Origin of the sequence: Actinoplanes sichuanensis (assembly GCF_033097365.1) — a bacterium.
GTDB lineage: Bacteria > Actinomycetota > Actinomycetes > Mycobacteriales > Micromonosporaceae > Actinoplanes > Actinoplanes sichuanensis.
In genome coordinates this window covers 9,094,292-9,107,671 of sequence record NZ_AP028461.1, presented here as the reverse complement: position 1 = coordinate 9,107,671, position 13,380 = coordinate 9,094,292, and the positions used below count along the sequence as shown (strand labels likewise).

Below are 13,380 nucleotides of genomic sequence, written 5' to 3'. Positions count from 1 at the left end.
CTGACTGATACGGGCGACCCTCGTCGCCTCTGACGCTCGGCTATCTGGGGAGTCGTTGCGGGTCACCCGGTTCGGTAGGCAACAATGGGCGGGTGACCTCCAGGACCACCTCCCGCGCCGCCCGACTCGACCAGGTCTGTGCCGATGCCGTCGGGGTGGCCCGTGGTGCCATCACCGAAGTGGACCCCACCGACATCGGCGAGCACCTCGAAGCGATCGCCGAAGGCGACCGTGTGGTTACCCACTTCTTCGAGAGTCATCTCGACGGTTACCGCGGCTGGCGGTGGGCCGTCACGGTGACCCGGGTGCCGCGCAGCCGCCACGTGACGGTCTGCGAGACCGTGCTGCTGCCCGGTCCGGATGCTCTGCTCGCCCCCGGCTGGGTGCCGTGGAACGAGCGGGTGCAGCCGGGCGACCTCGGCGTCGGCGACCTGATGCCGACGGCGCCCGACGACGACCGGCTCACCCCCGGTTATGTGCTGAGCGACGACGCCGCGGTCGAGGAGGTGTCGTGGGAGCTGGGTCTCGGCCGGTCCCGGGTGATGTCCCAGGAGGGCCGGATGGAGACGGCCCAGCGGTGGTATGACGGCGACTCCGGCCCGGAGGCGCCGATCTCGTCCGCCGCCCCGCGCAACGCCCGCTGCGGCACCTGCGGCTTCTACCTGCCGCTGGCCGGTTCGTTGCGGACCATGTTCGGTGTCTGCGGCAACCTCTACGCGCCCGACGACGGCCGGGCGGTCAGCGCCGACCACGGTTGCGGCGCGCACTCGGAGGCGCTGCTGAGCGCGGCCGAGCAGCCGGTCGACGAGCTGCCCACGGTCTACGACGACAGCGAGGTCGAGGCGGTGGCGGTCAGCCGTGGTCACGGCTCGGTCGAGTCGGGTGACCCGGCCGAGGATTACGGCCACAGCTAGGGCTTCTCCTCCACCACCTGGAAATCCGGGTGGGTCAGCGCCCGGCGTCGGGCGCGGCGCCGGTCGTGTAGCACCATCGTCAGCGTGCCCGGGATGCCCCACACCAGGCCCGCGACGCTGATCTGGACCCAGGACTGCGGCGCGTGGCCGAGCCAGGTGATCAGGGATGCGACGGCGAAGGCGGCGACACCGGCCAGCGCGAACGGGACCATGGGTGGGTCCAGCGGTTCGGGCCTCGGTTTCGTCCCGGTCACCACGGACAAAACCGGCAGGGGTTCGCCGGTTTGTGTGGCGGGAGACAGGTCACTCACTCCGACAGGGTACGACCATTACGGATCGCATCGGAGCAGCGCGTGAGAGTTGTAACATCACTTCGCTTTTGCGGATGTAGTTGCATCTGAAAGCATGCGCGCGTTCACCCCTGCGCCATCTTTCGGAAGGTCCCATGTCTGCTGATACCGAAGCGGCCTCCGCGTCCGGTTTCGACCGGTTCTTCGAGATAACCAAGCGCGGCTCGACGTTGAGCCGGGAGATCCGTGGCGGCTTCGTCACGTTCTTCACGATGGCCTACATCGTGGTCCTGAACCCCCTCATCCTGGCCGGCGGCGTCGACGCCGAGGGTCAGAAGCTCCCGATCACCGCTCTCGCCGCCGGTACCGCGCTGGTCGCCGGTGTGATCACGATCCTGATGGGCGTGGTGGGCCGCTTCCCGCTGGCCCTGGCCGCCGGTCTCGGTGTCAACGCGCTGGTGGCGTACGAGATCGCGCCCGAGATGACCTGGGCCGACGCGATGGGCCTGATCGTCATCGAGGGTGTGCTCATCCTGATCCTGGTGCTGACCGGTCTGCGGACGGCGGTCTTCAAGGCCGTTCCGACCCAGCTGAAGACCGCGATCGGCGTGGGCATCGGCCTGTTCCTGATGATCATCGGCCTGGTCGACGCCGGGTTCGTGCATCGCATCCCGGACGCCGCGGGCACCACCGTCCCGGTCGAACTCGGCCTCGGCGGCAAGCTGGTGACCTGGCCGACCTTCGTCTTCGTGATCGGCCTGCTGTTCACGCTGGTGCTGTTCGTCCGCAAGGTCAAGGGCGCCATCCTGATCGGCATCCTGGGCACCACGGTGCTGGCGATCATCGTGGAGGCGGTCGCGAACCTGGGCCCGGCCGTGATCAAGGCCGGTGGCTGGTCGCTGAACGTGCCGAAGCTGCCCGAGCAGATCATCGACACCCCGGACCTGTCGCTGCTCGGCAAGTTCAACGTGCTCGACTCGTGGAGCACGGCCGGCCCGCTGGTCGTGCTGATGTTCGTCTTCACGCTGCTGGTGACCGACTTCTTCGACACGATGGGCACGATGGTCGCGGTCGGACAGGAGGGTGAGCTGCTCGACGAGGAGGGCATGCCGCCGCGTACCAAGGAGATCCTGCTCGTCGACTCGGTCGCCGCGGTGGCCGGTGGCGCGGCGAGCGTCTCCAGCAACACGTCGTACGTGGAGAGTGCCTCAGGTGTCGGCGAAGGCGCCCGGACCGGTGTGGCCAGCCTCGTGACGGGCGCGTTGTTCCTGGTGGCGATGTTCTTCGCGCCGCTGGTGAAGGTGGTGCCGTTCGAGGCGGCGTCGACCGCGCTGGTCGTGGTCGGCTTCCTGATGATCACCACGGTTCGCCAGATCGACTGGTCGGACTACACCATCGCGGTGCCGGCGTTCCTCACCGTCACGTTGATGCCGTTCACGTACTCGATCTCCAACGGCATCGGCGCCGGAATCATCACGTACGTGGTCCTGAAGGCGTTCACCGGCAAGGCGCGCGAAATCCACCCGCTGATGTACGGCATCGCCGCGCTGTTCGTGCTGTACTTCGCCCGGGGTCCCCTGGAATCCTGGATCCTCTGAGGTTTCTCCAGCCGTCACCGGGTGCGCCAACGGCCCGGTGACGGCTGTCATATGGGTCAACAGATGTCGTTAGCCATGCTCATTAGCTAGGCTAAGGACCGTGACGGAGCGGGTGATGACGACGGAGCGCACGACAGCGGACACGCTGGCCAAAACGCTGCGGGACGCGATCATCCGGTTCAGCCGGCGAGTCCGGCAGGCCCGCCCGGTCGGTGACCTGACGTTCAGTCAGCTCTCCGCGCTGACCAGCCTCCAACTGGCCGGCGCGCTGACTCCGCGTGAGCTCGCCGACGTGGAACGGGTTCAGCCCCCGACGATGACCAAGATCGTGGGGAAGCTGGAGGAGCGCGGGCTCGTGGCGCGTACACCGCATCCGACCGACGGGCGCCAGGTGATCCTGGCCGCCACCGACGAGGGCCGGGCGGTCTACGCGTTGCACGAGCGGGCCCGCAACGAGTGGCTGGCCGCCGAGTTGGAGCGGCTCACTCCGGAGGAACGGGAAACCCTGGCGCAGGCCGCTGAGATCATGCAGCGAGTCGCCCGCGGCTGAGAAGCCCCTGGTCGTTCCGCTTCGTCACGTGTGTCTGACGCGTACGACGAATTAGGGGGCGGCTGCTCTGAACGCCATGTTCCGATCCCTACAGGTCAAGAACTACCGGCTCTTCACCGCCGGGCAGATGGTCAAGCTCATCGGCGTGTGGATGATGTTCACCGCCCAGGACTGGCTGGTACTCGAACTCTCCGACAACTCCCCGGGCGCCCTAGGTGTGGTGACCGCGCTCCAATTCGTACCGGTGATGCTCCTGACCCTCTGGAGTGGTCGCCTGGCCGACCGGTACGACAAGCGCAAGCTGCTGATCGCGGCGAACGCCGCCTTCGCGCTCTTCGCCATCGCCTTCGCGGTGCTGGTCGCGGCCGGGGTGGTCGAGCTCTGGCACGTGTTCGTCGCCGCGCTGTTCCTCGGCATCGCCAACGCCGTCGAGACCCCGGTCCGGCAGTCGTTCGTCTCCGAGCTCGTCGAGCTGCACCTGCTCCCGAACGCGCTGGCGCTCTCCGCGGCCACCTTCAACGTGGCCCGGATCAGCGGGCCGGCCCTGGCCGGGGTGCTGCTCGCGCTGCTCTCCACGCCGGGGGTGTTCCTGATCTCCACGGCGCTGGCGATCGCACCGGTCTTCACCTACCTGCGGATGCGTCCGGGCGACCTCTACCGGTCCGAGCGCAAGGCTCGCGGCAGCGCCCGGGTCATCGACGGCCTGCGGTACGTCGGAAGCCGTCACGATCTGCTGCTGCCGATCTGCATGATGGCCGTGATCGGCATGATCGGGTTCAACTTCCCGGTCACCCTGGCCGCCCTCGCGAAGATCGACTTCGGGGCTGGGCCGTCCACGTTCGGGCTGCTCACCACGTGTCTGGCGATCGGGTCGCTGGGTGGGGCGCTGGCCGGGACCAGGCGTCGGGCGCGCCCCGGGCCATACCTCGTGATCGGTGCCGCTCTCGCCTTCGGGGTCTTCGAGTTCGCGGTCGGGTTCGCGCCGAACTTCGTGACCGCCGCACTGCTGCTCGTGCCGACCGGCTTCTTCTCGATCTATCTCGCGCAGGGCTGCAACCACCGGGTGCAGATGGGTGTCGACGCCGAGTTCCGGGGACGGGTGATGTCGCTCTACGTGCTGGTCTTCCTCGGGACCACGCCGATCGGGGCGTCGCTGGCCGGCTGGTGGGGCGAGCGGTTCGGGGTGTCGTCGAGCATCTGGGCGGCCGGGCTGGTCAGTTTCGTGGCCGCGGTCGGCGCGCTGATCTGGCAGTTGCGGGTCAGCGGGGATCGGCTCCGGTTCTCGGTCCGCTCCCGGCCATGGGTGCGACTGGAAATCGCCCCGTCGTCGGAGGCCACCTCGTCGCCGGAAGCCACCTCGTCGTCGGAATCCGTCCCGCCGTCCGTTCTGTCCGGCCCAGAGTCGATGCGGCCCTCTCCTCGAGCGCATGCCGAACCGATGGCCCGGTCTGGTTCGGGCGTCGGCGTCTGAATCCGCACCTACCGTGATGTTGGCACGGCCGGCTCCACCGAACGGGTATTCCCGCCTGCCTGGTCAGCGCCTAGCGTCGAACCGTGGCGATCGCGCACATGGCTGTGCTGTCGGCGGCGCTGTCGGCGCTGCTCATCCTGCCGTGCGCCGCAACCATCATGATCACTGGCGGGACCGGGGATCTGCGCCGCCTGTTCACTCGCCGCGGTCGCAGCGAGTTGCGTGACGAGCATCACCGTGAGCGAGCATCCGGACGGCGGACGGTCCGGCGATACCGCCGCCGTGTCGACCGGGGTCCCCGCGGCCGCGACGACCGCGCCCACCGCCGCCTGGACCGCACGATGCGCGGGTGGGACCTCGCCTCACGCCTGGCGGCGCTGCGGATGCCACCGATCGAGCAGATCGCGTACGACCTGCGTCGCCTCGATCACCAGCGCCGCTCCGGGCCGCACGGGGAGGCCTACCGCGCGGCGGTGATGACCGCCTACGACGCCCGGTTGCGGCTGGCCTGCCGGTGCCTCGGTATCCGCGAGTTCCTGCACGGGCTGGAGGGCGTGGAGCTCGACTTCGAACGCGTCCGCGTCGAGACCCTCCTGGAGGCGGCCGGGCTGGCCGTGCGCCACGAGCCCGGTCCGGCGTTCTGACCCGCTCCGGCGATGAGCTGGTCCGCCGCGGCAGCCTTTGGTCTTGCGGTGGGCGGGCGTGGGCAGTGTGCGGGCGGGCGCGGCTGGTCACCGAGTCCAGCCCACCTCCAAAACACGCCTCGGATGGCCGCGCGTGGCGGGGTGGCGGTGAGCGGCGGCCTCAGCCCGGCGGTCGCGAATCGGCCGAGAGTGGGCAGCACCTCGCGTGGACAGCCACGGCAGGGATGGTTGTGGTTGTGGGGGACTACGGCGTACCAGATAGGGATTTTGACCAGATCGGCAGATAGTCGCCTTCGACGCTGTCGACCAGGGCGAATTCGGTCACCGGCCAGGAGGGGCCGGAGTAGCCGTCGAGGATGGCGGCCAGGCGGCGGTCGTGGCGGTAGGAGATCGTGAGATGCGGACGGAACGGGCGCGCATCGATCGGGAAGTCCGCGGCGGCCAGGGCGGTCCGGATGTCCTCGCGGAAGGCGGTCAGCTGTTCCAGTGAGCCGTGCACGCCGGCCCAGAGCACCGCTCCGAAGGTGCCCGAACCGGCCAGCCGCAGGTTGATCAGTCCGGGTAGTGGCACGTCGGCCAGGGCGGCTACGACGGACGGGACGTCAGGGCCCGGTACGTCGCCGAGGAAGGCCAGCGTGACGTGCCACTTCTCCGGGCGGCGGGCAGCCGAGGCCGGCAGATACCGACGCAGATGATCGACGGCCTCCTCGGCGGGGAAGACCGCGACGAAGAGCCGGCTCAGGAGGACTCGCGGGCCGCCGGGCCGCCGCCGAACAGCACGTCGTCCCAGCTGGGGAGCCGCTTGCGGGGCTTGTTGCTCTCCTCCACCTCGGGGCTCGCCTGGCTGTTGGCCTGGCCCACGGTGCGGCGCGGGCGCAGCACCGCGAGGGACGGCACGGCCGGCACCTCCTTGGGCAGGTCGGCGTCGTCATCGAAGGCCGAACCGGAACCGCCGCCGAGCAGGGCTGCGGCACCGCCGGCGACCGGTCGTCGGGCGGGTGACTCCAGGCTGCGGCCGGACGAACCCTCCAGCGGACGGTCCAGTGAGGCGAGCAGGGCGTCGCGGCTGGCCCGGATCGAGTCGCGGGTCGACCGTGCGGCGGCCGGGTCGGCGCTGGGCAGGCCGTGACCGCCACGGGTCGGCTCGGTGCTGCGGGCCGGGCCGGGCAGGCCGTGGCCGCCGCGCTCCGGAGCCGGCTCCTGACCGAGGATCTGGGTGGGCCGCTCGGCGCACAGATACTGCGCCATGTCGTCGTGCGGGGAGACCACCTGACGACCCTTGTCGAGGTCCCAGATGGCCTGCGCGGTGGCCTTGCCGGACGGCCAGGTGGCGACGATGCGCCAGGTGCCGTCGTCGCGGCGGAACGCATCCCACGAGATCTTCTCGGTGTCGATGCCGTGCTGCGCGAGCCGGCTGTCGACCACCTCGGCCAGCGGCTGACCGGAGTCGGACGTCTTCAGCCGAGTCCGGCGGGCGTGCTGCGCCAGCATGGCGCGCTCCTGCAGCACCGGGCCGGCGTAGCGGAGCACCCGGTCGACGGGCACACCCGCGATGCGGGCCACATCCTCCGCGGACTCGCCGGAGCGGATCCGGGCCTGGATGTCACGCGGCGACAGGCTGGGAGTGTTGGCGTCGGATGCGAGGACCGCGACCACGCTGCCGGGGGCCACAGGACCCTCGTGGAGCGCGCCCGAGATCCGGTCGTCGATGGGGAGAGCCAGGAGCCGGCCGACCTCATCGGCGAGCACCAGAGCCTGACCGTCCTCGGAAAGGGCGACGAAGCGTACCGGCCGCATGCGTTGCCTCCGTCCCGTCGCGTTGGCCTGGACATCCCGAGAGTCATCCACCCGGGCGCGTTTCGGAACACGGTACGCGCCTTGGTCACCCAATGGGGGTAAGCCACGCCGTCAAGATGCTGACCAGCGAAGATGATCTTCGTGGTGAAGACGGCGTGGCGCGTGAATCGGGCTAGCTGAGCCGTTCCACGACGTAATCGATGCAGGTGGTGAGAGCTGTCACATCGGACGGGTCGACTGTCGGGTAGAGCGCCACGCGCAGCTGGTTGCGGCCCAGTTTGCGGTACGGCTCGGTGTCGACGACGTCGTTGGCCCGCAGCACCTTGGCGATCTGTGCCGCGTCGATGCCCTCGGCGAAGTCGATGGTCGCGACGGCGGCCGACCGCAGCGCCGGGTCGGTGACGAACGGCTCGGCGAACGACGACCGGTCGGCCCAGCCGTAGATCGCCGCCGCGCTCTCCGCACTGCGCTTGACCGCCCAGGACAGGCCGCCCTGCGCGTTCATCCAGTCGACCTGCTCGGCGGCGAGGAAGACGGTGGCCAGCGCGGGCGTGTTGTAGGTCTGCTCCAGCCGGGACTGCTCGATGGCGGTCACCAGATCGAGGAACTGCGGAATGTACCGCTTCGTGGCCTTGATCTCGAACGCCCGCTCGATCGCGGCCGGCGACATCAGGGCCAGCCAGATCCCGCCGTCCGAGCCGAGCGCCTTCTGCGGCGCCAAGTAGTACACATCGGTCTCGCGGACGTCGACATCGAGGCTGCCGCCGCCCGACGTGGCATCGGTGAGCAGCAGCGCGCCCCGGTCGGCGCCCTCGACCCGCCGGACCGGGACCGCCACACCTGTCGAAGTCTCGTTCTGCACGGTGGCGTAGACGTCCACGCCGGCCTCGGCGGTCAGGTAGGCCGCCTGCCCGCCCGGCGCGCGGTGCACGGTCGGCTCGGCCAGGAACGGCGCGTCGGTGACGGCCTGCACGAACTTGGCGCCGAACTCGCCGAACTCGGCGAACTGCGCCTTCTCCCGGACCAGACCGAACGTGGCGACCTCCCAGAACGCGCTGGTGCCGCCGTTGGACAGGATCACCTCGTAGCCGTCCGGCATCGAGAAGAACTCGCCCAGGCCGCGACGCAGCCGGGCCACGTGGTCCTTCACCGTCGCCTGCCGGTGGGAGGTGCCCATGAACGTGCGGGACACCGCGGAGAGCGCCTCGACTCCCTCGGGACGAACCTTGCTCGGCCCGGAGCCGAACCGTCCGTCGACGGGTTTGATCGCGTCGGGAATCCGGATGTCAGTCACGGTCACACATTATGCGGGAGCTGATCCCAGCCCTCGACCTCCTGCGGCTTCCGCGGCTCCGGTCCCACATAGTGGAGACCGGGGCGCAGGATGCGGCCGAGCCTCTTCTGCTCCAGGATGTGCGCGCTCCAGCCGGCCACCCGGGCGCAGGTGAACATCGACGTGAACATGTGCGCCGGGACCTCGGCGAAGTCGAGCACCACGGCCGCCCAGAACTCCACGTTCGTCCACAGATGCTGATCCGGCTTGCGCTCGTGCAGCTCGGCCAGCGCGGCCCGCTCCAGTGCCTCGGCCACCTCGTACCGCGGGGCGCCCAGATCCTTAGCGATCTTGCGCAGCACCCGGGCCCGCGGATCCTCGGCCCGGTAGACCCGGTGGCCGAAACCCATCAGCCGCTCGCCGTTGTCCAGCGCGTCCTTCACGAACGCCTCGGCGTCACCGCTGCGCTCAACCGCTTCGATCATCTGGAGCACCCGGGTCGGTGCGCCACCGTGCAGCGGGCCGGAGAGCGCGCCGATGCCGGACGAGATGCAGGCCGCCGCGTCGGCCCCGGTGGAGGCGACGATCCGGGCGGTGAACGTGGACGCGTTCAGCCCGTGCTCGCAGGACGAGATGAAATACGCGTCGACGGCCTTGACGTGCCGCGGGTCCGGCTCACCGCGCCAGCGGCGCATGAACCGCTCCACGATGGTCTCGGCCTTGTCGATGTCCTTCTGCGGGACGGCCGGCAGACCCAGGCCGCGGGCCGCCTGCGCCACGAAGGAGAGCGCGGTCACCGACACCCGGGCCAGGTCACGGCGGGCCTGCTCGTCGCTGATGTCGAACATCTGGGACAGCCCCCAGTAGGGCGCCAGCATCGCGACCGCGGACTGCACGTCGACCCGGATGTCACCGGAGTGCACCGGCACCGGGAACGGCTCGGCGGGTGGCAGCCCCGGACCGAATCGGCCGTCCACCAGCAGGCCCCAGACGTTGCCGAACGAGACCTGCCCGATCAGATCCTCGATGTCGACGCCGCGATACCGCAGCGCGCCACCGTCCCGGTCGGGCTCGGCGATCTCGGTCTCGAACGCGATGACGCCCTCGAGCCCCGGCTTGAACTCGGTCACGGCACTCCCTGTGGAAACCGAACTGCGGTGGGTGATTCATATTGCCCGCCGGGTAACCGCACGGTCGACCCGTCGCGATTGTGCTCTCGATGACACCCATCCTGGTTCAACTGACGTTTCCGGGCGGGGGACTTACGGTCGTTTCCGCCCCCGGGGAGATCCCCGGAGGCGTCGAGCAGTCAGCGAAGGAGGCCGGCGTGGCCACCGAACCGCCGTCACCAGCCGGGATGCGTCGGGACTACACCGAGTGGCCGCCACTCGTCGAGGGCGGCCTGGCGACCACCTGGACCAGCCAATTCGCGGCGTGGTTCGCCGACGCGACGGCCTTCGGCCTGCCGGAACCCAATGCGATGATCGTGGCCACGGTGGGCGAGGGGGCTCGGCCGTCAGCGCGCACGGTCCTTCTCAAGGGGTACGCCGAGGACGGTTTCGTCTTTTTCACGAACTATGAGTCGCGGAAAGGTACGGAGTTGGCGCTTCACCCGTACGCGAGCCTGGTCTTTCCCTGGTTTCCGATGCAGCGCCAGGTGATCGTGACCGGGCCGGTCGAGCGGGTGAGCCGCGCGGAGACCGAGGAGTACTTCGGGTCCCGCCCGCGCGGGTCCCAGCTGGGCGCCTGGGCCAGTCCGCAGTCGCGGGTGCTGCCCGGCCCGGAAGCCCTCGACGAGGGGCTCGCCGCGGCCGCCGAGCGGTTCGGGGACGGGCCGGTGCCGGCGCCGCCGCACTGGGGCGGATTCCGGGTGCGGCCGGAGAACGTGGAGTTCTGGCAGGGGCGCAGCAGCCGGCTGCACGACCGGCTCCGATTCCGGCGCGACGGGCGGGACTGGGTCGTGGAGAGGCTCGCGCCTTGAGTCAACGCACCAGGGAACCCCGGTCCTGGATGATCGACACCCGTCCGCTGAGCGTGCCGACGTTCCGCCGGACGTGGATCGGGAACGGGGCCTCGTTCTTCGGGTTCCAGTTCACCGCGGTCGCGGTGCCGGTGCAGATGTTCGCCATCACGGGTTCGCCCACCTGGGTCGGGCTGCTCGGGGTCGCGGGTCTCGTACCCCTGCTGATCTTCGGGCTCTGGGGCGGCGCCGCCGCCGACGTGGTGGATCGCCGCAAGCTGCTGCTGGCCGGCTCGGTGATCACCTGGGTGACCACCGTGGCGCTGCTGGCGCAGGCGGTGGCCGGGGTGCGCAGCGCGCATCTGCTGCTGGCGCTGACCGCGATTCAGGCGGCCGGGTTCGCGGTCAGCTCGCCGGCCCGGCAGGCGATCGTCCCGCGGATCGTGCCGGAACCGCTGGTCCCGGCGGCGAACACGCTCAACTACACGGCCACCACGGCCGGTGGGGTGCTCGGCCCGCTCGCGGCCGGCGTGATCATGGGCGTCTGGTCGACGGGGGTCGGTGTCGAGGTGGCCTACGCGCTCGATGCCCTGCTGTTCACCGTGACGTTCTGGGCGACGTGGAAGCTTCCGGACATCCCGCCGGTGGTTCCGGATTCCGCCGAGGCGCCCGAGAAACCCGGCGTCGGCCTGCGTGGCATCGCGACCGGGTTGAAGTTCCTGGTCACCCAGCCGGTGCTGCTGCTGTCGTTCGCGGTCGACCTGGTCGCCATGGTGTTCGCCATGCCGCGAGCGCTGTTCCCGGCGGTCGCCCAGGAGCAGTTCGGCGGCGGCTCGGCGGTCGGCTGGCTGTACAGCGCCATCGCGATCGGCGCGATGATCGGCGGCCTCACCTCGGGCTGGATCGGCCGGGTCCGGCGCCAGGGGCTCGCCCTGATCGCCGCGGTGGTCGTCTGGGGGCTCGCGATCGGGCTGTCCGGCCTGGCGACGAGCCTGTGGCTGATGGTGCTGCTCCTGGCCCTGGCCGGAATGGCCGACCTGGTCAGCGCGGTCTACCGGCAGACGATCATGCAGACCTTCGCGCCCGACCACCTGCGCGGCCGGCTCCAGGGCGTGTTCACCGTGGTGGTCGCCGGCGGACCGCGCCTCGGCGACCTGCGTGCCGGCGCGACCGCCGACCTGACCAGCGTGACCACCTCGTGGGTGGGCGGTGGCCTGGTCGCCGCCGGACTGGCCGTGGTGCTCGGGCTCAGCTCGCCCGCACTCATCCGATACCGGCCCGAGCGGGACGAGGGAGACGACCGATAGTGTCCCGGGTATGAGCGCAGAGTCAGCCGCCCGGTCCGGCATTCAGTGGACGATCGAAGCGGACGGCCGCCGCGCCGTCCTGGTGGAGGTCGGCGGGACACTCCGGTCGTACTCCGTCGGCGGGGTCGAGATTCTGGACGGATTCGGTACGGACGAGATCTCCCCCGGATCGGCCGGCCAGATCCTCGCGCCCTGGCCCAACCGGATCCGGGACGGGCAGTACGAGTTCGAGGGGCAGGCCTACCAGCTCGCGCTCACCGAGCCGGCCAAGCGGACGGCCATCCACGGGCTGGTCAACTGGGCCCGGTGGCGGCTCGCCGAGCAGACCCCGGCCTCGGTCACCCTGGAGTACGAGCTGCCCGCGCAGGTCGGCTACCCGTGGTCGTTGCTGCTGCGCACCCGCTGGACGGTCTCGGCCGACGGGCTGCGGTGTGACCAGGAGGTGGTCAACACCTCGTCGGCCAACGCGCCCTGGGGTTACTCGGTCCACCCGTACTTCCGGCTGCCCGGTGTGTCGGTCGACGACACGGTGCTGCAGGTGTCGGCCAAGTCCCGGGTCCAGACCGACGCCCGCCTGCTCCCGATCGGCGCCACCAAGATCGCCGGTACCGAGTTCGACTTCTCCGAGCCGCGCCGGATCGGTGACCTGGTGATCGACACCGCCTTCGGCGACATCGACTTCGACGCCGACGGGATCACCACGCTCACTCTGGCCGACCCGGGTTCGGACCGGCGGATCGTGGTCTGGGCCGACGAGAAGTTCCGGTACTGGCAGGTGTTCACCGCCGACACGCTGCACGGCGAGCGGTTCCGCCGGTCGATCGCGGTCGAGCCGATGACCTGCCCGCCCGACGCCTACCGGACCGGCCGCGACCTCACCGTCCTCGAACCGGGTTCGACCTGGACCACGGCATGGGGCGTCCGGTACTGATGGAATTCGACGAGGTCGTCCGCCGCCGGCGGATGGTGCGCAGCTATGACCCGGATCGCCCGATCTCCCCGGAGCTGGTCGACAAGATCGTTCAGCACGGGCTGCGGGCGCCCTCGGCGGGATTCAGCCAGGGGTGGAGCTTCCTGGTCCTCACCGCCGCCCCGGACCGGGACCGGTACTGGACGTCGACCGCGGACGGCGACGGGCCGCCCGACGGCTGGCTGACCCGGATGCGGACGGCGCCGCTGATCATCGTGGCGCTGTCCAACAAATCGGCCTACCTCGACCGGTATGCCCAGGCGGACAAAGGCTGGACGGATCGGGACGAGGCTCGCTGGTCCGCGCCGTACTGGGACATCGACACCGGCTTCGCCGCCCTGCTCATGCACCTCACGGCGGTCAACGAGGAACTCGCGTCGTGCTTCTTCGGGCTGCCCGCGGTCCGGGTGCAGGCGTTCAAGGACGCGTTCGGGGTGCCCGAGGAGTTCCACCCGATCGGGGCACTCACTGTCGGGTACCCCGCACCCGACAAGAGGTCACCGTCACTGCGGCGTGGCCACCGACCGGTGGCCGATGTGGTGCATCATGGCCGGTGGGCTTCGTCTGGAGAGGCCTGACCGGCCCGCGGGTACGCTGGCTTACGGT

Annotated in this window: 14 protein-coding genes; 9 read left to right on the top strand and 5 right to left on the bottom strand. The window is 70.1% G+C overall.

Going from position 1 to position 13,380, the window contains the following annotated elements; translation table 11 throughout:
- Nucleotides 1-29: 29 nt before the first annotated feature.
- A complete protein-coding gene (locus Q0Z83_RS41855) occupies nt 30-914 on the top strand; it encodes a DUF3027 domain-containing protein (protein ID WP_317797266.1) in 885 nt (294 codons plus the stop codon).
- Here the strand turns inward: Q0Z83_RS41855 and Q0Z83_RS41850 are convergent.
- A complete protein-coding gene (locus tag Q0Z83_RS41850; protein WP_317797265.1) occupies nt 911-1,126 on the bottom strand; it encodes a DUF2530 domain-containing protein in 216 nt (71 codons plus the stop codon). The genes Q0Z83_RS41855 and Q0Z83_RS41850 overlap by 4 nt on opposite strands.
- Nucleotides 1,127-1,359: 233 nt before the next feature.
- On the opposite strand from Q0Z83_RS41850, the gene Q0Z83_RS41845 reads away from it, so the two are divergent.
- From Q0Z83_RS41845 to Q0Z83_RS41830, 4 genes are all read left to right on the top strand, one after another.
- Nucleotides 1,360-2,802 (top strand): NCS2 family permease, encoded by a 1,443-nt coding sequence (locus Q0Z83_RS41845; RefSeq protein ID WP_317788972.1) that lies wholly within the window; start codon nt 1,360-1,362, stop codon nt 2,800-2,802.
- A gap of 100 nt (nt 2,803-2,902) precedes the next feature.
- Complete coding sequence (locus Q0Z83_RS41840) at nt 2,903-3,352, top strand: MarR family winged helix-turn-helix transcriptional regulator (RefSeq protein ID WP_373871126.1); 450 nt, start codon at nt 2,903-2,905, stop codon at nt 3,350-3,352.
- A 76-nt stretch (nt 3,353-3,428) separates the two neighbouring features.
- Entirely contained in the window at nt 3,429-4,823 is a 1,395-nt protein-coding gene (locus Q0Z83_RS41835) for an MFS transporter (protein WP_317788970.1), read from the top strand.
- Nucleotides 4,824-4,906: 83 nt separating this feature from the next.
- Nucleotides 4,907-5,467, top strand: a complete 561-nt coding sequence (locus Q0Z83_RS41830) for a hypothetical protein (protein WP_317788969.1) — start codon at nt 4,907-4,909, stop codon at nt 5,465-5,467.
- Nucleotides 5,468-5,711: 244 nt separating this feature from the next.
- Here Q0Z83_RS41830 and thpR read toward each other — a convergent pair whose 3' ends face one another.
- The 4 genes from thpR to Q0Z83_RS41810 all read right to left on the bottom strand — a co-directional run bounded on the left by thpR (nt 5,712) and on the right by Q0Z83_RS41810 (nt 9,667).
- On the bottom strand, nt 5,712-6,209 hold the full coding sequence (gene thpR, locus Q0Z83_RS41825; protein ID WP_317797264.1) for an RNA 2',3'-cyclic phosphodiesterase: 498 nt from the start codon (nt 6,207-6,209) through the stop codon (nt 5,712-5,714).
- The gene (sepH, locus tag Q0Z83_RS41820; RefSeq protein WP_317788968.1) at nt 6,206-7,264 is read right to left on the bottom strand and encodes a septation protein SepH; all 1,059 of its coding nucleotides are present in this window, start codon (nt 7,262-7,264) and stop codon (nt 6,206-6,208) included. Before sepH ends, thpR begins: the two co-directional genes overlap by 4 nt.
- Nucleotides 7,265-7,436: 172 nt before the next feature.
- A complete protein-coding gene (serC, locus tag Q0Z83_RS41815) occupies nt 7,437-8,564 on the bottom strand; it encodes a phosphoserine transaminase (RefSeq protein WP_317788967.1) in 1,128 nt (375 codons plus the stop codon).
- The gene (locus tag Q0Z83_RS41810; protein ID WP_317788966.1) at nt 8,561-9,667 is read right to left on the bottom strand and encodes a citrate synthase 2; all 1,107 of its coding nucleotides are present in this window, start codon (nt 9,665-9,667) and stop codon (nt 8,561-8,563) included. The genes serC and Q0Z83_RS41810 overlap by 4 nt, the downstream gene beginning before the upstream one ends.
- Nucleotides 9,668-9,894: 227 nt before the next feature.
- Between Q0Z83_RS41810 and pdxH the strand changes: the two genes are divergently transcribed.
- Genes pdxH through Q0Z83_RS41790 form a run of 4 tightly spaced genes read left to right on the top strand, consistent with a single transcriptional unit; the run spans nt 9,895 to nt 13,352 of the window.
- Complete coding sequence (gene pdxH, locus Q0Z83_RS41805) at nt 9,895-10,518, top strand: pyridoxamine 5'-phosphate oxidase (RefSeq protein ID WP_317797263.1); 624 nt, start codon at nt 9,895-9,897, stop codon at nt 10,516-10,518.
- Nucleotides 10,519-10,547: 29 nt separating this feature from the next.
- Nucleotides 10,548-11,804, top strand: coding sequence for an MFS transporter (locus Q0Z83_RS41800; RefSeq protein ID WP_317788965.1), 1,257 nt, complete (start codon nt 10,548-10,550; stop codon nt 11,802-11,804).
- 10 nt (nt 11,805-11,814) lie between these two features.
- Nucleotides 11,815-12,735 carry an aldose 1-epimerase family protein gene (locus Q0Z83_RS41795; RefSeq protein WP_317788964.1) on the top strand — a complete coding sequence of 307 codons (921 nt, stop codon included), beginning with the start codon at nt 11,815-11,817 and terminating at the stop codon, nt 12,733-12,735.
- On the top strand, nt 12,735-13,352 hold the full coding sequence (locus Q0Z83_RS41790; protein WP_317797262.1) for a nitroreductase family protein: 618 nt from the start codon (nt 12,735-12,737) through the stop codon (nt 13,350-13,352). The genes Q0Z83_RS41795 and Q0Z83_RS41790 overlap by 1 nt, the downstream gene beginning before the upstream one ends.
- Nucleotides 13,353-13,380: the final 28 nt, after the last annotated feature.